A 22301-nucleotide genomic window follows, 5' to 3' on the forward strand; every position below is an offset into this window, starting at 1 on the left:
CCTCCGGCCTGCTTCCGGCCGTTCCTCTTGACCAGCCGGAAGGCATGTGCATAGGCGAACACCCTGGTGGAAGTCCCGGCATATACTGCGGCATACGGAATCCAAAGGAGTGCTTGCGAGTGACAGGAACAGCAACCCGGTTTTTCGGCAAAGGGCATACAGCCCGCGGCGTCCATTTTCTGTACCCGTCCGCCCTTCAAGGCGCGGAGAAGCGGATCGAGCTTCAAGGCCCCCCGGGGACGGGCAAATCGACCGCCCTTCGGCGGCTGGCCGACCATCTGCTCACGCAGGGAACGGATATCCAATGCTTTCATTCCCCCCTCTATCCGGACGATCTGGATGCGCTGTACATCCCTAGCCGGCGGATAGCCGTGGCGGACGCTTCCGTTTGCGGCGGCCTGCCCGAATCCTCGGCGGTGCAGCGCACGGAGCTCCGGTTCGACGAGGCGGCCGAACCGGGCCGGCTGACAGAGGAGCAGCGGCAGGAGCTGCGCGAGCTTGAGGAGCGCCTCCAGCCCGCCTATGAAGAAGCGTACGCTCTGTTTGCGGAGGCGCTGCGCATTCACGACGAGTGGGAGCAGTATTACATCGGCAGCATGGACTTTGCCAAGGCAGATGAAGTGGCGAGCGAGACCGCACTCTCGCTCTTTGGGGAAACCCGCATCGAGAAAACGGCTCAGGTGCGCCACGTTTTTTTTGGAGCCGCGACGCCGAGGGGAGCGGTCGATCATATCCAGAACCTGACGGCGTCCTGCGGCCGGCGCATCTTCATCAAGGGACGCGCGGGCTCCGGCAAGTCGACGCTGCTCAAGCGGCTGGCTGCCGAGGCGGAAGCGAGAGGCATCGACGTGGAGGTTTTCCATTGCGGCTTCGATCCAAACAGCCTCGACATGCTGATTTTTCCGGAGCTTGGTACCGCGATCTTCGACAGCACGGCGCCGCATGAATATTTTCCGGACCGCGCGGAGGACGAGGTGCTCGATATGTACGAGCGCGTGCTGCCGGCCGGCATAGACGAGAGGTATGCCGGAGACCTGGCGGCGGTCAAGGCGCGGTACTCGAACGCGATGAAGAAGGCGACGGCGCAGCTTGGCGAGGTTCAGCGGATCGATGCCCGAATCAAGGAGCTGTACGGCACTGTCACGGATTATGCCACGGCCGACCGGCTGAGCGCCCGCCTGCTTGCTGAGGTTGAGGATCTGTCCGCTCCCGCGGCCAAGTAGCGGCGGAAGACCGAGGCCAGAACGTGAGCCGCAGTCCGGCGCATTCTATGCTAGAATGAGAGGAACCGATCTTATCGAAGCAAGGAGACTTCTAGCAGATGAAGCTGGCATCATGGAATGTAAACGGGCTGCGGGCCTGTGTAAGCAAGGGATTCCTTGATTATTTTAAAGAGCAGGACGTCGATTTCTTCTGCCTGCAGGAGACGAAGCTGCAGGAGGGCCAGCTCGAGCTGGAGCTGGGCGGAGACTATCGGACCTATTGGAACTATGCGGAGAAAAAGGGGTATTCCGGTACGGCGGTGTTCGCGAAGTGGGAGCCGCTGTCCGTCCGATACGGCCTCGAAGAGGACAGCGAGCCGGAAGGCCGTGTCATCACGCTGGAGTATCCCTCCTTCTACCTGGTCACCGTCTATACGCCGAACGCGAAGCGGGACTTGTCCCGCCTCCCGTACCGGCTGGAATGGGAGGACCGGTTCCGCGCGTATCTGCTCGGCCTCGATGCGCGGAAGCCGGTTATCGTCTGCGGGGACCTGAATGTCGCCCATCAGGAGATTGACTTGAAGAATGCGGCGGCCAACCGGAACAATTCCGGCTTCACCCAGGAAGAAAGGGACAAGATGTCTCAGCTGCTGGAGGCGGGATTCACCGATACGTTTCGGCATCTGTACCCGGAACGCAAGGATGTATACAGCTGGTGGTCCTATATGCCAAAGGTGAGGGAACGGAACATCGGCTGGCGGATTGATTACTTCCTTGTCTCCTCGCGGCTTGCCCCTTCCATCCGGGAAGCGCGGATCGATTGCGACCGTCTCGGAAGCGATCACTGTCCGGTCGTGCTGGAGCTGGCGGACTGGGAAACGGAGGATGAGGTCTCTCAAGGAGCCGACGATGGCTTACTGGAGGCAGCTGATAGTCCGGCAGAATGAGAACCGGTTGATACCGTTGAAAGTGCATTCGCTCACAAAAGGAGATGGCCGCGATGACCATTCAGGAACAAGCCGGGCTGCTCGCGGAAGAGGCGTCTCTCTTCGCTTGCCCCGTGTGCGGGGAAGCGATGGAGATGACCGGCAGTTCGCTTCGATGCGCCAAAGGACACAGCTATGACGTCGCCAAGCCGGGATACGTCAATCTGCTCAGGAATCCGCCGAGCACACGTTACGACAAGTCGCTATTCGTCTCGAGGCGGAAGCTTATGGAGGACGGGCTGTTCGACTCGCTGCTCGACCGACTGGCCGAACGGATTCAGGCGAATGAAGCTCCGCAGGAAAGCAGCGGCTCCGCTCCCCGTCTGCTGGACGCCGGATGCGGGGAAGGCTCGCCGCTCGTCCGGCTTCAGGAGCGGCTGGCCGGCCGCGCCGGGCTTGAGCTGCTGGGAGTGGGAGTCGATCTGGCCAAGGAAGGCATCCGGCTGGCGGCCCGGTCGTCCAGTCGTACTGTCTGGTGTGTCGGCGATCTGGCGAACAGCCCGTTTCGGGACGGCTCGTTCCGGTATATTCTGAGCCTGCTGTCCCCGTCTAATTATGCCGAGTTCCGCCGTCTGCTGGAGGCGGACGGGCTGGTTTTGAAAGTCGTTCCCCAGGCTGATTACCTCCAGGAGCTGAGAGCCCGGCTGTATGGCGATTCTCTCCGGCCGGAGGAAGAAGCCCGCCAGGCGGCTGATTGGTTCCGCCAGCACTTCCAGCTCGCGGATGAGGAAACGGTGCGTTATTCGTTTCCTGTCCGGGAAGAGACCTGGAGCGAGCTGCTCGCCATGACGCCGCTTGCTTGGAAGGCAACGGCCGAGCAGCTGGCGGAGGTCCGGCAATCTCCCCCGGCGGAAGTGACCGTCTCGATGAGAATCCTTGCCGGCCGCAGACCGGGCTGAGAAGGGTAAGCGATCCGATTTGGCATGACAGGAGCGCTACTCTTAAATGCGATGGTATTGATCTGATCGGCTTGCTCGGATCGTCGAACGTACAGAAAGCAAGGCGTCCCTCGGGGACGCCTTTTTTATTCGTAGAGCGGAATGTGCATGGCCAACTTTCGAAACTCTATTGAATCTTTCCTGCTAATGGAAGATTATGTATATAGGGTCAATTCCCATATTAGGAACGGGACCTCTTCCTTGCGTGTTATCGGGCAGGGGGGAATACCGTCATAAAGGAGGGGCTTATGCTCCAGCTTGCGATCAACCACTCCGTTATTTCTTCAGAGTCTTTACGTTCCTTTCTCATGAATAGGTATGACATCGGCCAGGTGTCCGAATGCCGGTTTCTCAGCAACGGACTGAATGATACCTATCGGGTCACGACCCCGGAAGAGAGCTACATCTATCGGATCTATAAAGTAAATTGGCGTACGCCCGGCGACGTCGCTTTCGAGATCGATCTCTTGGATCATTTGCACAATGAAGGGATACCGGTCTCTTATGCAGTCAGAAAGAGAGACGGACAAGCGGTTACGGAGATTGCTTCCCCGGAAGGCATCCGATTCTGTGTTCTATTCACATATGCGCCGGGCCAGCCTTCGAACGACGACGCCAGCTGCCGTTTGTATGGAATAGAAACGGCCCGGATGCATGAAGCGATGGACAAGTTCCCCGTCCGCCATGACCGGTTTGCCATTGATCTGGATCACTTGCTGAAAGAGCCGATCGGACCGATCCGACGCCTCTTGTCTCACCGGGAAGAGGACATGGCCTATCTAGAAGCATTGGCAGAGCGGCTGCGGCAGCACATCGGCGATCAGGCGGAGAAGCTGGATTGGGGAGTGTGCCACGGTGATTTGCATGGGGGCAACGTGCATTTTCACAATGAGGCGTTGATTCATATTGATTTCGATTGCGGGGGAAACGGCTACCGAGCTTACGACCTATCCGTCTTCCTGTGGGCGAAAGTTCGTGGACGGGAGAAGGATGCATTCCGCAATGAGAAATGGGAATTGTTCCTGGAAGGCTATCGGAGTGTAAGAGAGCTTGTGAAGGAGGATTGGGAAGCAATCACGGCCTTCGTAGCGATCCGCGAGATCTGGCTCATGGGACTGCACACAAGCTACTCCCATATTTGGGGGGAGTGGCAGGACGACGCCTACTTTGATCGGAGCCTGAGGTTTTTGCGGAGCTGGTGCGAGGCGCATGCGCTTGCCTAACCGGAGAACCAGTCGATAACGTGGATTCACCAAGAGAATTGGAGAGAGAGAGTAATTGCCTTGTGGCAGTTACTCTTTTTTATATTATCTTCCCAATCAATTCATATGGAAACACCCTGAAAGGTGTTAGGGGGAGAAAATTGCGGTCCAAGCAAAGAGGTATTCGCCAAATAATCGAGTAGGCAACTCAGCAATTCTTTTTCCGGACCAGCCATTGAACTCGCTAATGAAAGGCTGCATTCGTTGTCGCCTTGTGCGCTTATTTCCGAGGGGGCTCAACGCATCCTTATACGAGAGATACAAGGATTATGTAGAGGATGGAACCCGTGATAGAGTGGTACAAGGTATCAGTTGGACGGCAGTTCCAAAACTGGAGCATCTAGTCGATCCGACCGAAGGGGCAGTAATGAGCAAGCCGGAGCTACGGTAATACGGTTGGAAGCTGACAATGTTTCGTGAAAACGGCTGCCGGCGTGGTGGAGCAGAAGCGTCCAGGAGTTCGAGGTGGGTTTCTGGCATCGATGAAGGCGATGGAACGCCTGACGCCGGAAGCGTTCAACCAAGTGAAAGAAAAAGATCCCGAGAGTGCGCTGATACTGACTTATCGGGCAGGGCTTTCGTTAATTTCTCAGCCTGTCCACACTCAAGCCGACGACCATCAGGCAAGCAACACAAGGAACCGGGCAAGGATAACCCCTGCCCGGTTCTGTTTTTAAATGATATGGAACGAAGGGTTTTGCGTACCGTTTAGTATAGCATGAAGAAAGGGCCATGAGCCAGTATGGAGGATGTATTTAAAGGACGCAGGATGGATCGGGGAGAGATGCTGAATCATGTCCACCAGTGCCTTCAATGCCTTTTTAACGCCATCAGGACCAGGTTGCCTACAGATTGCGGCCCTATACGCTATGGGGCGGGGTTAGGCCGCTCTGCGTGAGGGGGGTTCCCCTAAGTTAAAGATGTCAGACGGTGAACAGGAATAAGCGTGCAATATTTTCAAATTTATGTAACAAATCGTTGAAAACTGTGCAATCTGGGTATATAATTTACTTAAAATAACCAGTATATCACTTGGTATACTTCTAAATTACTATTAAGAGCTGATCTCAAACGAAAGAGGCAAACCTTTTGAAAGAAGGGGACGCAAAGCTATGGGCCTAAGGAGTATTTGCTCTATGGTCGCCAAGCCGCCGAATTTGGTGTCATTTCCGACATCATCCGTTCGGGATGATGTTTTTTTATTGTTTAAAAAGGGGGCGGACATTGCATCTGGCAGCGGATGATCACATCGGCATTCGATCTCATTATAAGGCTCTCTGATCACAAAACGTCATGAAATTATCTCGGAAACAAATAGTGGATTATATAATAAGGGAAATCCAATAGCTTAATTACAATATGGACAGTTGAATGAAAGAACCGAAGATTGACGTACTTCCCCTAAACCGCATCGAATGCATTTAAAATGTAGTTCGCCCATTCTTACGCATTGGGTCAGAGGAGTGTTACCTATGACAAAGAAAATTACCGAGAATGAATTGACGCTTCTAATCAAGCAGCTCAATCTAGAAGAACTTGACGTTGATTCGGTAATAACAGAAATGACGAGAGAAGAAGAAGATAACTTACAGGAAAGTACATTGATGCAGGATGGGTGGATACAGGTAAAAGAACATAAAATTATTGTCCACGACCCAATAGATGGTGGAAAATTACCTGTAATTAGCGCCCTTCCTCCTATCAAACTAAAAATAAACGGTGTAAAAGTGGAATCTAAAGCTGCGGTTTCGTCATCAGATCACATTCATTGGGAAATCGATGAAAAGGCATTGTTTGATATAAAAATCACAGATGATAAGTTAAGCGCGTATTTTCGTCTCTATTCCAAGGAACGTTACGCATGGCGACTGGTCGATACAGAAGCTTTATCTCGAATCATCCTAACAGCTGAAGAGGATAGAAATACTGTGTTAGAGACTGTTCACCTAGGGGATATTGCAGCGACGCTTGAGCAAAAATCCATCAAGTCAAATTTAGATCTAGCTTCTATACATCAAGAGTTGGCACAACCGACATATCAACCTATTCTGGTAGCAAAAGGAAAAGCTGCGGTTTCCGGAAAGGATGCACAGTTAGAAGTCTATTTCTCGGAACAGGTGGAAAATCAATTTTTCGAAATTGCGGGCTCGGTCGATTTTCGGAATCATTTGCAGATTCCTTCAGTAAACAAAGGAGAAATGATTGCAAAAAAGATTCCAATGGTTGATGGAATTCCGGGATACGATGTTTTTGGAAATGTTATTATGCCAGTGCCATCAAAGGATATTTTCGTTGTCGTAAAATCGGGTGTAGAGCTAACCCCCGATGGAGAGATTATTGCTAGGAAAGTAGGAAGACCGAGAATCACAGGCGATGGTATTAAAACTTTCGATATTTCCACATCGTATATCGTTTCGGGAGATGTGAATATCGAAACAGGAAATGTTGTTTTTTCAGGGGATATTATCATTTGTGGGAACGTCACCGACAGCATGATTGTTGAATCACTTGGCAATGTTTATGTTTACGGTAGTGTTTTCAACGCTACCATTACAGCAACCGGTAGTATTCATGTTAGAGGGAACGTGTTAGGTAGCAAATTGTATTCGGGATATTTTGGTGTCATGTTCAATCGCTTGTACCATTCTTCCAAAACGTTAAGCGAGCATATCGAAAAGTTGCTGGCTGCCGCTAGAATGCTTGAACAAGCCCTGGAATCGAGACAACAAACAATTCGGTTCGGACAAATTGTGCTCATACTGATGGAGAGTAAATTAAAGGATATACCCACCGCTGTTAGGGAGTTGTTAACTGTTATCTCGAACATTCAACATATAAAAAAGGAAGAATATCAAAAGCTGGTGGAAATGTCCGGGATGATCTTTCAACCTGCAAAATTGCTTGAAACGGCTACGTACAGTTTTTTTCAGAGTTTCCTTGCATTGCTTCGTGATACGCACCAAGAGGTAGCCCGAATGCAGGAAGAGAAAGTGCAAATCATGATCAACCAATGTCATAATAGCGAATTGAAGTCCAATGGAGATATCATCATTCAGCAAGATGGAGTGCTTTTAAGTGATTTATATTCGGCTGGAAATATACTCTTTCTACATGATTCTGCAGTTTGCCGTGGGGCTAAGCTGGAGGCGGAAGGCGTCATTTCCGCGAAAGTTGTTGGCGGTCAAACCGGAGTGAATACGTTACTTAAGGCAAAGAAACAAATAAAAATAAAAAAAATGTACGCAGGTCGATTGTGTGTTGGAAGGTATTGCAAGGACATTTATGACGTAGTTGAAAATAAGACCTTCGATGCATATAACATGAAGCAAAGCTCCTAATATGGGATTTGTATTCCTAATGAAATTAGCAAACGCAAGTGTTTATATCCAACTATCTTTGCAGCGTAAGAAAGATGCATTACATGAGCCAGATTGAAATCTAAGTAAAATGCAATGCGTATAGATTATAAGGTAGGGAAAAGTCTGCCGAAATAAGGAGTTGCGATGATAGACTATAAATACTTAGTTGAGGATTTAAGTACTGGTATTTTTGTCTTTCAAGGTGATAAGCTAACGTTCGTTAACGATGCTTTAGTTTCCATATTCGGATTCGTCTCTGCAAAAGAATTCTATGAAAATAAGGTGTCGTTACATGAATTGTTCCCAAAAGAGTCTTATCTTTCAATATTTCAACAGCCTAAGAAACAAGACAATGGGAGTGATCAGAGCAGTAGCAGATCTGTAATCGAATGTTATCATCGGAACGGGCAAACCATTTACGTTGAGGTATTTTCTAAAACGCGCCGTCATGAGAGCGAAGTCGTGATTTATGGAACGATTATTGACGTGACAGAAACTATAAAAATACAGGAAAATTTGCATTTTAGCGAACAAAGATATCGCTCACTTTTCGAGTATAACACAAATCTAATATATTCTTTTGATTTAAATGGGCATTTTGATAGTATGAATCCGGCAGTTACGGAAACTTTGGGCTATAGTTTCGAAGAGTTAATCCATCTTAATTTCGAGCAACTCATTCATCCTGACGACCTTGAACATACCTTAATGAACTTTAATGAAGCTAGAAACTACGGGCGTCATCGCTCCTATGAGGCAAGAGTCATACACAAGTCTGGCGAAGTCAGGCATACTCACATTATTAACATCCCAATTTATGTTGATGATGAAATTATCGGTGTTTATGGAATAGCCCGTGACATTACCGAATTGAAAAACTATATTGAACAAATTGAAGAACTAGCATTTTATGATTATTTAACTGGATTGCCGAATAGACGTCATTTTGAAAATAAAAGTTCCGGTTTTTTTAACCAAAAACAGCCATCCACCTTAGCACTTATTGATTTGGATGGATTCAAAACCATTAATGATACGCTGGGACATGACATTGGGGATGAAGTACTGAAGGAATTCTCAAGGTTACTCAAACAGCTTTCTGATGGGACATCTATATTTGTTTCAAGGCTGGGAGGCGATGAGTTTGCGCTCATGGATCCTTCCGACACGATCGAAGAGACCATACGGATTTCCGAAAAACTTTTGGAACATTTAACTAAACCCTTGTTCGTTAATGAGTTTATACTTTTTATTTCGGCAAGTATCGGGATATGTAGTTCTTGTGACGGAGAACTCACACCGGTGCAACTTTTCAAACGTGCAGACATTGCTTTGTACAATGCCAAAGCGGCGGGGAAACGAAGGATTTCCGTTTACTCACAGACTCATGATATTGAAACGTCAAAAAGGTTTACACTTGTACGCGATATTCAAAAAGCAATAACAGAGGATCAGTTTTACCTAGAATATCAGCCTAGATATGATATAAAAAATAAAAGGGTCACATGTGTGGAGGCTTTATTGCGTTGGAAACATCCTTCTTGGGGGGGAGTCTCACCGAGCGAGTTTATTCCTATTGCAGAAGAATCAGGACTGATAGTAGAGCTGGGTAAATGGACATTACAAACGGCATGTAAAGAAATCAAGCCGATTGCGAATTACTTAGATATAAAGTTGTCTGTGAATGTATCTGTTATTCAGATTATGAACAAAGAATTTATTCCAACTATTAAACAAATATTAGAATTCGTAAAGTTTGACCCGAATAAATTAGAGTTAGAAATAACGGAATCGGTACTTCATAATTCGGAAGAAATGATGAAGAACTTTCTAGAAGAATTGAAACGCTTGAATATTCATGTTTCGTTAGATGATTTTGGAACAGGATACTCCTCCTTAAGTTTTATTCAAAAATATTCCATTGATACAGTAAAACTTGATAAATCTTTTGTTGAAACACTTACAGGAAGCGAGAGGAGTTCTAAGATTTTTTCAAGCATTGTGTCTTTATTAAAATCACTTGAAACTAACGTTGTTGCTGAAGGTATTGAGACAATCGAACAATTTGATTATATAACAAAGAATCATTGTGACGAAGCTCAAGGATATTTATTTTCCAAGCCGATACCTGTGAATGAATTAATTGAGGTCATTCAGGAAATGCCTAATTTTTACAAAGCACCTTCAACGCCGTGTAAGCATTGGACCTTTATAGCACGTAAAGAAAAACCTTCTGAAGGCTGACTTCGGAAGGTTTTTGTATTGTTGCGAAAATAGTTTTGCTAATGCTTACCTTAATCAGTCCAAACACACTCAATAGGATAGGCTGGATAGCCCGGATTTGCCCGATTGACTGGCAAGGAGCAAACGTTTACAGTAAAGAAAAAAACGTACAGCTCCCATACAGGTATAGGGAGTGTTCTAATCCGAGGAGGAATCCAACCGATGCAAGAACTGGCTGAGCCCCGCTACTCGCTTGTTGCCGAGCCTTGCCGCAACTTCAACATACTGGGCAAGACGGTGATCCTCGATCCATGGGACAACCGGGAGAAGCTCGTCCTCTCGAACTTTGCTCTTGGAGGCAAGGGAACGATCATCTTTATCGATACCGAAACCGGAGCGGGGGAACAATTTGTCCTCCCGCGCGGCTACGGCGCATGGGGAATCGTCAACTGGCACGATGAGAAGCTCGTCATCGGTACCTGTGTCGACCAAGCCTACCTCCATGTCTTCGACCTGCAATCCCGTACTTGGGCGGAACCGCTGGAGTCGGTGGGCGAATCGTACTTCTGGCAGATGACGCTGGGATCGGATGACAAGGTGTACGGAGGCACTTATCCGGGTTGCTCGCTCATGCAGTACGATCCCCGCACGCATACGCTCGTCAACCTGGGGCGCGTGTCGGACAATGAGAAAAATCTGTACAGCCGCCCGGTTTGGGGGGAAGCCCGCGGCCTCATCTTCGTGCAATACGGGTTTGATACCAACGGTTTGAAAGCTTACTCCCTGGAAGACGAAACGTGGAGGGAATTCGGTCCTCCCGGCGCCGTTATCCGGGAAGTTTGCGATTCGTTCGTCTGCGCGGCGCTGGAGGACGAGCTGCTATTTTTTGACCCGGCGACGCTCGAACCGTTGGACGGCGCTATATGGAAAGGCCGCTTGAAGCAGCAGGAGGTCCTCCTTGCGAACGGCCAAAAGGTGCCGGTGCTGGCCCTTCGCGACGGCAGGCTGGCGGGCTTCCGTGGGCAGGATTATTTCATAGCGGATGCCCGTATCCCAGGCAGCCTTGCCGCCGAGCCGATAGATGTCGAGCTTCGGCGCATCCCGGTGGAAGCTCCGCCTACGGAAGTGTTCTCGCTAACCCCGGACCGATACGGCCAGCTGTGGGGATCGAGCGGCTTTGGGCAGACGATCTTCCGGTACGACCCCGAAAGCGGGGACGTCTGGAATTCATCCTCGGTCTGCAATCACGGCGGTGAGGTCTATGGGATGGTCTTCGTAGGAGACCGGCTTTTTCTATCCTCGTATGTAGGCGGCGACCATATCGTCTATGATCCCGCCAAGCCGTGGGACCAGCTGAACAATCTCAATCCGCGAACCCTTCAATCCGTCGCGCCGGCCTTGATCCGGCCGGAGGGCCGAAGCGTCCTTGGACCGGACGGCGGCGTCTGGACGGGCTGGTCGGCGCAGTACGGCACGTATGGGGGCGGATTGTCGCGCGTCGATCCCGAGTCGCTGGAGGTGGAGAGCTGGTACGATCCGATTCCCGGCGAACAGGTGGCGGGACTTGCGGCCGACAGCCGGTATCTATACTTTACGACGAACGGGGGAGCCAGCGGTCTTGCTTTCCGCACCATCCGCTGCCACTTCGGCGTCTGGAAGCCGGGCGAGGGGCTAACGTTCTCAGAAACATTCGAGGAGGGGGAAGCCGTCGGCTATGCACTCGCGGCGATCGGCGGCGTGGTGGCCGTCGGCGTCGGGGCGTCTTTGCGGATCTTTGATCCGGAAACGATGAGCTTCCTGCGCCGCATTCCCTTGCCGGAGCCCGCCAACTGGCTGGTCAAGCTGGGAGAAGACAGGCTCGGGGCGTTTTGCGGGAAAGAACTGCTGGCGGTTGATCTCTCGTCGGGGGATACGACGCCGCTCGCGTCGCTGCCGGATCGAATTCGTGCCGCAACCATGACGGAAACCGGAGACCTGTACTTCTCCTCCCATACCCGCTTGTACGTGTTGGGCAGAACGGAATTGGCAGGCAACTAACAGACCAAAAGGGAGACCCGAAGAGGGTCTCCCTTTTGGTCGTCTCCCGGGAGAAAGCAGGGGGAAAAACGGAGAGAAGGGGTGCCAGGCAGCCGGTGAGGTCAGCTCTCCTATCCGGAACTAGGAGCACATGACTCTCATTCTGGCATTATTCGGCATGGCTGACCACCGTCATGTGACGCCGAACACCGCGCGGTGGGAGCTTCGCGCGGTATGGAAAGACGGGCAATGAACTCCTGGAGTGGAGCGTCGTCCCAGAGCTGCGCCTCGATATACCGTTCGGGAGCAAGCTGCCCTTCGGCCATTCCACTCTTGAGGGAGACCGTAAGCGGACAGCACGCCGGGCAGCTCGGCAAGCGTATAGACCTGGCCGCGGTAAGGCTTGCCGTCCTGCACGCGCATCGCCGGGAAGGAATCGCCGTAAGTGAAGCTGATCTGCATAGGCGGAATGGCCGCTAGCGGCACGACGAGCTTGGCGGCGTTCGGGTACCAGTCCAGCAGCCAGTCGCAGTCGCCCAGCACGAGATAGTAGGGGGCGCTTCGCGAGGGGAGGCCTCCTTTGCTTTGAAATTGTTCCCGCATTCGTGCCTCCAGCCCGAGGCGGATAGCCAGATAATTCGGGCTTCGCTTGGCGGCGAAGCCGGTACCCGAATCTCTTAGCCGCTGCAGCAGCAGCTCCGCCTCCTCTGTCGAATGCTCCGTCAAATGGCGAAACGGCCCAACTGTTCGTTTATAATAATGAGTAAGGAATTGAGGAAGAGCGGTCATTGGCCTGCCTCCCATGGTCTTGGTCTTGTCGTTATCATATCCATCCTGCGCGGCACCGTGCAACGGGCCGGGAAGGCTATACAGAAAAATAGCCGCCCGAAGGCGGCTGCATGAGAGGAGAAGACAGAAAGGTTATGAAAAAACGAGGAGCATCTGTCTCTCGCTTACATGATTCGGAGTTGCAGGATGATTTGGTGCCGTAGCAACCAAAAGAAATGAGAAAAAAAGCTATATAGCGGGACAATATCATCCTTATATGGAATCATTGGGAATAATTTGGAACAATAAGGATTGACACACTGCCCCTTGTGGAATATTGTGGAAGAAGGAAGCGGGGAGGGAAGAAGATGGGCGATTTGTTAACGGTAGACGAGATGGCTAGACTGCTTGATCTGCACCCGAAAACCATCCGCCGGTATATTCGGGAAGAGCGGCTCAAAGCGGTCAAAGTCGGAGGAGAATGGAGAATCCGTCAGGAGGACGCAGAGGTTTTTCTCGGCTCCAGCGTTGGAGAACTGCGTGCTGAAGCTGCAGATGACGTAACGGCTTTCTTGAAAGGAGATATTGTGGATATGAGCGGGCCCTATCAGGTCTGCTCCATCATGGACTGCTACGTCGATGCCGACGAGGCGGTGCGCGTCTCGCAGGCGCTCGTACAGATGATGAACGAGCCGGATCCGAATCGGGGCAAGGCGCGCTTTCAATATTTCTACCTGGAAGCGGAGCAAAAAAGCAGATATATTCTATGGGGAAGCCCGGCCTTCGTCGGGAAAATGCTGACGGCGGTCGGGGAGGCCGTCCGGCAGGGAGGCTGACGGATGAAGAAAATCGTGTTCACGGGAGGGGGCTCGGCCGGTCACGTATCGGTCAATCTCGCGCTCATCCCTCTCTTCCAGCAGTTAGGCTGGGAGACCGCCTACATCGGATCCCACCAGGGGATCGAACGGGGACTGATCCGGCCTCTATCCGATGTCCCGTATTATGGCATTGCGTCGGGCAAGCTGCGCCGTTATCTCGACTGGAACAACGTGAAGGATCCGTTCAAGGTTGTGCAGGGAACCTGGCAGGCATATCGACTGCTTGGCAGGCTCCGGCCCGACGTCGTCTTCTCCAAGGGCGGGTTCGTTTCGGTTCCTGTCGTTGCCGCCGCCCGCGCGAGAAGCATTCCGGTCGTCATCCATGAGTCCGACGTGACACCGGGACTCGCCAACCGGATCGCGTCCCGCTTCGCCAAACGAATCTGTGTAACGTTCCCCGAGACGGCTGAACATTGGCCGGACGGGAAGGCCGTCTATGCCGGCGCGGTCGTGAGAGAAGAGCTGCGGCAGGGAGTCGCGTCCAGAGGCTATGCATTCTGCGGGTTTCGGCCGGGCAAGCCGGTTCTGCTCATCATGGGGGGCAGCCTGGGAGCCGCTTCTATCAACCGGGTGATCCGCAACAGCCTTCAGGAGCTGCTGCCCCATTATCAGATCGTCCATCTGTGCGGGGAAGGCCAGGAGGTCCCCGAGCTTGCCGCCGAGGGATACCGCCAATATCCCTTTTTGCGGGAGGAGCTGCCGGATGTGCTGACGATGACGGAGCTCGTGGTTTCACGGGCGGGGGCGAACTCGATCTTTGAATTTCTCGCTTTGCGCAAGCCGATGCTGCTCATCCCCCTGTCTAGGAAACAGAGCCGCGGGGATCAGATTATTAACGCGCAGTCGTTCCTCAAGCGAGGGTTTTGCGAAGTGCTCGAGGAGGAGGAGCTCAGCAAGACGGCGTTTCTCGCCAAGCTGCGGACGCTAAACGATCATCGGCGCGAATACCTGGCGGCAATGGAGACGTCCGAGAGGACCGACGCCGCCCAGACGATCCTCCGCGTCATTCTGGAGGAATCGGACAAAGAGTAATAGAAACCCAGCCTCCGGTTCATCCGTATCTATGGAAAGACTCAGTGCAGCAACGAACCCGCTAGGGAAGGAGACCGGAGGATGAAGCAATACGAGCACGAATCGAGACAATGGCTGGAAGAGCAGCTGAAGGACATTCGCAAGTGGGAGAAGGAACAAAAGAGCCTGTGGTTCTGGGAGAAGCTGGGGCGTCTCCCGTTCGCGCTTCTCGATCGGATGCTGCCCAAAGGGCTTCAGGAGAAGATTGGCCAGGCACTGAACGAAATCGGGCAATTCGTACAGACGGGCGGAGACTATCTGGTCGCGGAAAAATCCGTGCTGGCAAAGCTGGCCGCAGAGGCCGGCGATGAAAGCGCAGGCGTTGGCTCTGATGCCTCAATGGAGGACGGGCCGGAAGAAGCTCCCGAGACGGACGGCACTCGTGAACCGGCGACCGGCCGCTCCTTTGGAGGGAAGACCGATAAGCAGCCGGCCTTGCCGGAAGTCAGGCGCCTTCCCCTCGCGATCATGGACAAGGTAGCCGAGGAGCTGGGCGCGAGCCGGGCCAAGCTGGCAGCGGCGCAGGGTGCGACGACGGGCTTCGGCGGCTTGTTCACCCTCGCGATCGACATTCCGGCCATGCTGGGACTGTCGCTCAAGGTACTGCAGGAAACGGCCCTCTGCTATGGATATGACCCCAAGGACAAGAGCGAAAGGGTGTTCGCGGTCAAATGTCTGCAGTTCGTCTCTTCCGACGTTGTTGGCAAGAAGGCAGTGCTGGAGGAACTGGCGGATTACGAGAACGAGGAGAGAGACCGTCAAGTAGTCTCCCAGCTGCAGGGCTGGCGAGAGGTTATGGAATCGTACCGCGACAGCTTCGGGTGGAAGAAGCTGTTCCAGCTCGTGCCGGTTGCCGGCATGCTGGTCGGCGCCTATCTCAACAAGGGCAGTGTGGAGGAAGTAGCGGAGGCCGGCCGCATGCTGTATCGGAAGCGGAGAATAATGGAGCGGCTGCGGGCGATGGAGCAGGGGTCGCTCCCGCCGGGTCTATAGAGAGGCGATTGGAGCAGACAGAGTGGGCATCCGCCCGGCTGTCTGTTTTTTTATGGGGATGCAGCAGGATGCCGGTGAGCGGAATGCCGAAGAATGCAAATTCGGTGGCTGACAGAACGAATTTTAGGGTGCAAAAACAGAGGAAGCTTGCTAGAATAGAAACAGGAACACACGTTCCTATCTATACTCATTGTTCAGGTTAACCAAAAGGACTGCTTCTACAGCTGCCTAGTTTTATATCGGACGAACTTCCTTTAGCTGTGAAGGGGCAGTCATTTTAGCGGAACAAAGGCTGCCGATCGGCAGCCTTCTTAACAACTCTGTTTGAATACTTTTCTTATTCAACAATGGTAATTACATTGCCGTCTGGGTCATGAACATGAAAGTATTTGCCACAAGGCAATTGATCATAGCGATTGGATACGTTTACCCCTTTTTCTAGCAATTGCGAGTAAAACTCTTCGGCGTCATCTGTACGCAACTCAAAAATCGGCGCTGGCTTTCCGTTACGCGTAAAATGCAAGGGAGTCAACTCTTTCTCTTCATGCATCAGCACACTCGGACCATTTTCGCCAAGTTGAATGATTGCATTTGCTCCTTGCTCAAATCTCATGGGTTCGCGCTTTAATAGGACACCAAGATTTTCAACGTACCATTTCGCAGAGACATTCACGTCTCGGACAGGGAGATTAATGCATGCAAGCCCAGTGATTCTTCTCATTACCTTGGTTACAAATGCTGAACCTAATTTCTGATCCGTCTTTGTTTGCTCCGCCAATTCGAACAACTCCTTCTTTAACATTGTTTTGGCTCTGCGAATTCGACTTTCAACCGAGCTAAGACTTAAGCCGTACAGCCTACTGATTTCCTTTGCGTTATAGCCGCCTAAGTAGTACTGTGCAACAACCATCCGATACTTTTCGTCAAGTTCGCCCAGTGCCTTCCATACCGCTTGTTGTCGTTCACGTCGCAAAAATGCTTCTTCCGTAAAGTTTGATTCACTGCTTGATAATACGGCATCTTCAAGCGCTACAACAGGCTTCATCTTGCGGGCAAAATCCGTTGCAGTATTGCGTGCAATACTCAAGAGCCAGCTACCAAATTTACTTGGATCTTGAATATTGTTGAGTCCATACCATGCTTTCACGAAGACTTCTTGAGCGACGTCTTCCGCATCATGAGCATTGCCCAACCTGGAATAGGCAGCTACATAAACGGCATTGGCATATCTCCCAACCAGATGACTAAAGGCCTCGGTGCTTCCCCTAATCGCTTGACGTACCAGTACACAGTCACTGTTGACCATGGTTCACCTCTGCAAAATGGTGTCTCACTTATATAGACGAATCTAAGGTGCAATAACAGTCAAAATCGTACTCATTTTTCTTTTACTCGTTTACCGATTCTAATGTCTATTATTAATTTCGATAAGAACCTACATTTCCTTCAATAAGCAATGTGCTAGCAAATTTTATTTTATTCATTCAGGAAACGAATCCGCTTAATTGCACTCGATCCATGCAGGTAAGCTGGGCGGTTCTTTTGGACTTTAAAAAGTACGATGACGGCGTTTGATTTTGTAGTCCCACGAACGTCTTTTCCTATGCAAGACGCGCCGAAGTAAGCATCGTCGATTTTAACGATACCTAAAAGGAGGTCGTTAAAGGCAGTTTAGATTACCTTTTGAGCTAGCACAGCAAGAACAGACGTTCCGGTTAAGCCCCAAGAAAGGGAATATCCGTTCGGATGAACAATCGATAAATAATAACTATCGAAAACATAAAATAAATCCATAATTATTATGTCCTATAACGAAAGTTATGTTAACTATTGAACAGACAAAAACCAAGTAACAAAACAGAAACCAAACCCTAAAATTGAACTCCCCGGTCCATGACAAGAACTTGGTCCCATAAAGCAAAAAAAGCCGCATTCATCGCGGCTTTGAATGGGACTAGTTCCTGTCATCCGACAATTTGAACTTATGTGTCGGACGACAAGAACTTGACCCTTAATCAGTCCAAACACACTCAATAGGATAATGGTCGGATAATTTCTCCACCTGTTCATCGTGAATTACCGTTGACTTGGGCGAGCGTTGCAGCAGTTTGTCGTTCACCAACATATAATCGATTCGTAATTTGGGGAAATGGGTCGGCGGATGCAGAAGCAAAGTCGGAATTGTGGGCAAGAACCCGCTATCTAACCCGATATCATGCAGACCGGCAGCAAGCAAAATATGCATCGGCCGGTAATTGAGAACGCCGTGATGGAGATGGTGGCTTCCGCGGCCGGACTTTGTCCTTAAATATTCGGCCAAACCGATATTTCGGTAATGTTGGTGATCAAAAGAAGAAAGAGTGTTCAAGTCACCCATGAGCATGACCGGAGCGTCAATCTCGGAAACCTGTCTCGCGATTAGGGTCGCTTCTTTTTCGCGCACCAGGGAATCATGCGGTGAAAAATGCGTGACCAGAAAATGAATATCCTGAATGATCACATGAAGCAGCCCGTGGTGGAAATCCTCCTCTTCGCAATGGACCAGTTGAATCGGCGTTTTGGACATGATGCCAATCAAATAGGGGCTTGATTTCATATCATACAAGCAAGCATAGGGATATCCCCACTTTTCACCTGCGGTTTTGAACCGCTCCTGATCCCAACCGTTCAATTCATTAAAGCCAACGACATCATAATTTTGCTGAGAAAACCAGGCATCAAACACGGCCAATCTTTCTTCCGATTCCAAACCGTCCAGCACGTTATACTGCAATACCTTCAACTTTTCACACTCTCCTGTCGTTTATAAATTTATCTGGTTCAACATGTCAACCTGCCCGTTAGCTTAAACCTTCCCCATATTTTACCACATTGTGCCTGGTTCCAAATGGTGTATATTCATGCAACAAAAGGAACCGAGCCTCTGGCCCGGTTCCTTTGATAGGATAACTACTGCAATATTCCCGACACCTTCCCAGTGGACAGGCGAGAGGCGCTATCCGCTGGATGTGCTCATGCCAAGTCCTCGGATGTCGTGACAGGGCTGGCCGATTGATCGTTCAAATTGCCGCTAATCGCCCCGCAGCGCAGATCGTTCTGCAGCCTCGTGAGTCTCGTTACCGCAGAGCTAACGAGCAGCCCATGACGCAGCTTCTTGGCTCCCTGCTCCGTCCGAACCGTATTGCCGATGACGCGATAATCGGTTCCCGAGCCGGTAAGAGAGAGGCCGTCATAGGCACCGTCACCTGCTTGCCCGGCATTCGTAATCGTATTGGAGGAGAGGACGACCTGCTTGGACGTCGTCACTTGAATTCCGTGCCAGGCCGCATTCTTAAGCAGATTGTCCGCAATGTGCACCCTTGTGCAGTCGGCGGCCACAATCCCGTTCTTTTTGGCGCCTTCGAATACATTGCCCGTCACGATTGTATCCAAGCATTTCAGACTGATGAAATGCCCGTCCATCTGCTTCATAATGTTGTTAGCAATGACGACCTTATCACCGCTTCCCTCGGGAAACCCTTCGACATAGATGCCGCTGTTCGTCGCTTGATCCAGAATATTGCCTTCAATGACGATCGTGCTGGCCGGCTGGACCGGGTGGGCGACTCCGTTGTCGTCCTTGGAGGAGGCCGACCCGGCTGCGGGCGTCGAGACGAAGATGCCTCCGCCGACCCGCTTCAAATGGTTGCCACTGATGACGGAGTTTCTCCATTTGAAAGGGCGGATGGCCCAATACGTACTGTTCTCCATGACATTGTCCCGGACGATGATATGATCGAAATAGGCGTCGGGGTATGCGCCATGCGCCCCGACGCCGCATGGCCACGGAACGGTGCCCGGCGTGCCGCTCGCGCCGAAGAAGCAGTTCTGCACGGTGACGTGGTGCGTGGGCGTATGGTCGGCCGCCTGGCCGATGAAGCCCGCCTTAAGCGCCGGCTCGAGCTGGATCGCCTCGCAGTAATATTGCGAGGTGTACATAAAGCCGACGAAGCGGCACTGCTCGATCAGGACGTGGCGAACGCCGGTCAGCTCGATGCCGTGCCCGCTTTGCGTATCCTTGATCGTCACCCCTCTAAGCGTGATATGCTCGGCATGTGCCAGCGCCATGCCGTTACAGACGCGGGGATAATTGACGGCGTTGCTGTCGAACGTGCCGCCTTCAATCGTGATATTCCCGTTGCCCTCGTAGCCATAGAATACATCGGACGCCCGGTAATTGCGAAGCAGGTTGCCGTCGTGCATCCGCAGCAGAACCGTTCCCTTGTCCATTTTCAGATGAGTATTCCGGAATATGTAGAGCTCCTTGGTCATCCGATAAGTGCCGGCCGGTACTTCGACAGTGGCCTGGCCGAGCCGGACTGCTTCGTCCAGCGCAGCCTGAAACGCAGGGGAGTCGTCCGCGGTTCCGTCACCCTTGGCGCCGAACCATTTGACATTCACCACGTGATTGTCCAAAATCCGTTTGAATCTAGCACCGGAAGCGCTTACAATAACGGTGCCCGTGTTGTCCGCCGAACCGGTGTCCGCCGCGTCGTAAACATAGAAGCCTTCCTGCTCTCGGTCCGTTATGTAATAAAGAAACGTGACAGCGGTCTGCCGGATCGCTCTCAGCTGGGCAATCGTGGTGGCGAGGAGCATTGGCACATTCGCCTGCACGGCAGGAGAGCTTCCGCCATATACGGCATCCGTCACGCTTGGCCCGGGGGCGGCGCTGACCCGGTATCCGGCCAGCATGGCGGCGGCGCTCGCTGTTCCTATCGCGGCGAGCAGCTTTCTGCGGCTTAACGGGCGGTCGGTCCCCAGATGCTCCGGGGAGCCTTGGTTTTGATCCATTCGGTTCTGCCTCCTTAATTTGGATGGAATAGGGGGAAGAGCGAGTTTAGCATAGCATAAGACGCGGTTTGGCTCGATTGCCTCCTTCTACGATCCTTGCCATTTTCTACGGTGGCGAGAAAAGGGAAGGGATTATAGGGATAGGGAATGGCGGCAAAAGGGGTGGCTGCGCTAAAGTCAAAGCTGCAAGTCAAATCCGCAAGCTGATCTCAATAGAGGAGAGGGTTGAATGAAAACAGGAAAATCTCTTGCCGTTTGGACTGTAACGGCGGCGCTGCTGGCCGCCGCAGTCGGCTGCGGCAAAGGAGAGGAACAGCAGCCGCCGGCCGCGGCCGCTACGACAGGCAAGCCGGAGACGCCGGTCACATTGAATATGATGATCGCGCAGCACTCCGCCTGGCCTTACAAGCAGGATTGGCCGATTTACAAGTACATCAAGGAAAAGACGAACATCGACTTCAAGGTACAGGTGCCGTCAAGCGACTATACGACCGCCCTGAACCTGGCGGTCTCCTCGGGAGACATGCCGGACCTCATGATCGTGCCAAGCCTGAACGTGGCCAACACGAACGGCAAGAGCGGCGCTTTCGTGAACTTCTTCGATCATTTGGACAAAATGCCGAATTACAAGAAGTTTTTGGAGGAGCATCCGGACATAAAGGAAATCGTGCTGTCGCCCGACGGCAAAAGCTATTACCTGCCTCACTACGGCCTCGAGCAGCAGTCCCGCCGTTCTTGGCTGCTGCGCGACGACATCTTCAAGAAGCACGGGTTGACGCCTCCCGCGACCTGGGATGAGATGTACACAACCGCCAAGAAGCTGAAGGAGCTGTATCCGTCCAGCTACCCGGTCGTTATCTACGACGGCCTGACACCTCTGACCAATATCGCGCCCGCCTTCAATACCTGGTTCGGCAATTACATCGACTTCGATAAGAACGAATGGCGGTACGGTCCAATCGAGGACAGCTTCAAGGAAATGCTGATCGTACTGAACAAGTTCTATAAGGATGGCCTCATTCCGCCGGACTTCATGGCGATGAAGCGCAACCAGTTCAACGATCTGCTCGCGCAGAATAAGGGCTTTATGGCGAGCGACTATATCGGAGCGATGGATGAAATCCCGGTTATTATCAAGAAAACACCGGAGGAGTTCAGCCTCGATTATATGGTGCCGCCCAAAGGCGGGCCGAACGGCAAACCCTATAACGCGTATGGAGGCTACCTCACGAACGGCTTCTCAGTTGCCTCCAACTCCAAAAACAAGGACGCGGCGCTTCGCTACCTCGACTTCCTGTACTCGCCCGAGGGGATCGATATGGCAACCTGGGGCAAGGAGGGTGAGACCTATACGGTAGAGAACGGCAAACGCAAATTCAAGCCCGAATTCGCCGGCATGGGCGATCTGCGGACCAAGACGGGCATCGCCACCTACGGGGCGCATACCGTTGTGGACATGAAGGCGTACGAGCCGATGAACACCGAGAAGCTGAACAAGGCGCTGGTCCAGATTCAGCAGGGGAACGAGGCCAAGCTGCAGCCTCGCCTCGCCTTCACCGATGCGGAGAACGAGGTAATGAACTTGACCAACACGGCTATCAAAAAGTACATGGATGAGCAGGTGTCCAAGTTCATTCTGGGGCAGAAGAAATTCGACGAGTGGGACGCTTATGTCGCGGAAATCAAAAAGATGGGCATCCAGAAGGTAATAGATACGCATAAGGCGGCCTATGACCGTGCCCAGCAGTTCGTGAAGAAAAAGTAACGGCAGC

General features: G+C 51.9%; 16 protein-coding genes and 1 riboswitch. Of the genes, 12 read left to right on the forward strand and 4 right to left on the reverse strand.

Features of this window, described 5'->3' with window-relative positions; translation table 11 throughout:
* Window positions 1–119: 119 nt before the first annotated feature.
* The 8 genes from KJS47_RS00990 to KJS47_RS01025 all read left to right on the forward strand — a co-directional run bounded on the left by KJS47_RS00990 (window position 120) and on the right by KJS47_RS01025 (window position 12007).
* Complete coding sequence (locus KJS47_RS00990) at window positions 120–1223, forward strand: hypothetical protein (protein WP_213521997.1); 1104 nt, start codon at window positions 120–122, stop codon at window positions 1221–1223.
* Between the two features lie 98 nt (window positions 1224–1321).
* Window positions 1322–2149 (forward strand): exodeoxyribonuclease III, encoded by an 828-nt coding sequence (locus KJS47_RS00995; protein ID WP_213521999.1) that lies wholly within the window; start codon window positions 1322–1324, stop codon window positions 2147–2149.
* A 53-nt stretch (window positions 2150–2202) separates the two neighbouring features.
* Window positions 2203–3087: a putative RNA methyltransferase gene (locus KJS47_RS01000; RefSeq protein WP_213522001.1), complete on the forward strand. Its 885-nt coding sequence runs from the start codon at window positions 2203–2205 to the stop codon at window positions 3085–3087.
* Between the two features lie 287 nt (window positions 3088–3374).
* Window positions 3375–4349 (forward strand): phosphotransferase enzyme family protein, encoded by a 975-nt coding sequence (locus KJS47_RS01005; RefSeq protein ID WP_213522003.1) that lies wholly within the window; start codon window positions 3375–3377, stop codon window positions 4347–4349.
* Between the two features lie 521 nt (window positions 4350–4870).
* Entirely contained in the window at window positions 4871–5065 is a 195-nt protein-coding gene (locus KJS47_RS01010) for a hypothetical protein (protein WP_213522005.1), read from the forward strand.
* A 392-nt stretch (window positions 5066–5457) separates the two neighbouring features.
* Window positions 5458–5544: riboswitch (cyclic di-GMP riboswitch) on the forward strand.
* 316 nt (window positions 5545–5860) lie between these two features.
* Window positions 5861–7726, forward strand: a complete 1866-nt coding sequence (locus KJS47_RS01015) for a flagellar assembly protein A (protein WP_213522007.1) — start codon at window positions 5861–5863, stop codon at window positions 7724–7726.
* Between the two features lie 165 nt (window positions 7727–7891).
* Complete coding sequence (locus KJS47_RS01020) at window positions 7892–9991, forward strand: sensor domain-containing protein (RefSeq protein ID WP_213522009.1); 2100 nt, start codon at window positions 7892–7894, stop codon at window positions 9989–9991.
* Between the two features lie 201 nt (window positions 9992–10192).
* Window positions 10193–12007: an NHL repeat-containing protein gene (locus KJS47_RS01025; protein ID WP_213522011.1), complete on the forward strand. Its 1815-nt coding sequence runs from the start codon at window positions 10193–10195 to the stop codon at window positions 12005–12007.
* Window positions 12008–12178: 171 nt separating this feature from the next.
* Here KJS47_RS01025 and KJS47_RS01030 read toward each other — a convergent pair whose 3' ends face one another.
* A complete protein-coding gene (locus KJS47_RS01030) occupies window positions 12179–12775 on the reverse strand; it encodes a hypothetical protein (protein ID WP_213522013.1) in 597 nt (198 codons plus the stop codon).
* A 347-nt stretch (window positions 12776–13122) separates the two neighbouring features.
* Here KJS47_RS01030 and KJS47_RS01035 point away from each other — a divergent pair, with 347 nt between their 5' ends.
* From KJS47_RS01035 to KJS47_RS01045, 3 genes are all read left to right on the forward strand, one after another.
* On the forward strand, window positions 13123–13590 hold the full coding sequence (locus tag KJS47_RS01035; RefSeq protein WP_213522015.1) for a helix-turn-helix domain-containing protein: 468 nt from the start codon (window positions 13123–13125) through the stop codon (window positions 13588–13590).
* Window positions 13591–13593: 3 nt separating this feature from the next.
* Window positions 13594–14664 (forward strand): undecaprenyldiphospho-muramoylpentapeptide beta-N-acetylglucosaminyltransferase, encoded by a 1071-nt coding sequence (locus KJS47_RS01040; RefSeq protein WP_213522017.1) that lies wholly within the window; start codon window positions 13594–13596, stop codon window positions 14662–14664.
* Window positions 14665–14745: 81 nt separating this feature from the next.
* Window positions 14746–15696: an EcsC family protein gene (locus tag KJS47_RS01045; protein WP_213522019.1), complete on the forward strand. Its 951-nt coding sequence runs from the start codon at window positions 14746–14748 to the stop codon at window positions 15694–15696.
* Window positions 15697–16033: 337 nt separating this feature from the next.
* Here the strand turns inward: KJS47_RS01045 and KJS47_RS01050 are convergent, their stop codons facing one another.
* The 3 genes from KJS47_RS01050 to KJS47_RS01060 form a co-directional block, all read right to left on the reverse strand.
* Window positions 16034–17002 (reverse strand): sigma-70 family RNA polymerase sigma factor, encoded by a 969-nt coding sequence (locus KJS47_RS01050; RefSeq protein ID WP_213522021.1) that lies wholly within the window; start codon window positions 17000–17002, stop codon window positions 16034–16036.
* A gap of 705 nt (window positions 17003–17707) precedes the next feature.
* The gene (locus KJS47_RS01055; protein WP_213522023.1) at window positions 17708–18478 is read right to left on the reverse strand and encodes an endonuclease/exonuclease/phosphatase family protein; all 771 of its coding nucleotides are present in this window, start codon (window positions 18476–18478) and stop codon (window positions 17708–17710) included.
* A 230-nt stretch (window positions 18479–18708) separates the two neighbouring features.
* Entirely contained in the window at window positions 18709–20529 is a 1821-nt protein-coding gene (locus tag KJS47_RS01060; protein ID WP_213522025.1) for a right-handed parallel beta-helix repeat-containing protein, read from the reverse strand.
* A gap of 229 nt (window positions 20530–20758) precedes the next feature.
* Here KJS47_RS01060 and KJS47_RS01065 point away from each other — a divergent pair, with 229 nt between their 5' ends.
* The gene (locus KJS47_RS01065) at window positions 20759–22294 is read left to right on the forward strand and encodes an extracellular solute-binding protein (RefSeq protein WP_213522027.1); all 1536 of its coding nucleotides are present in this window, start codon (window positions 20759–20761) and stop codon (window positions 22292–22294) included.
* Window positions 22295–22301 lie beyond the last annotated feature (7 nt).

Origin of the sequence: Paenibacillus sp. J31TS4 (assembly GCF_018403265.1) — a bacterium.
Taxonomy (GTDB): domain Bacteria; phylum Bacillota; class Bacilli; order Paenibacillales; family NBRC-103111; genus J31TS4.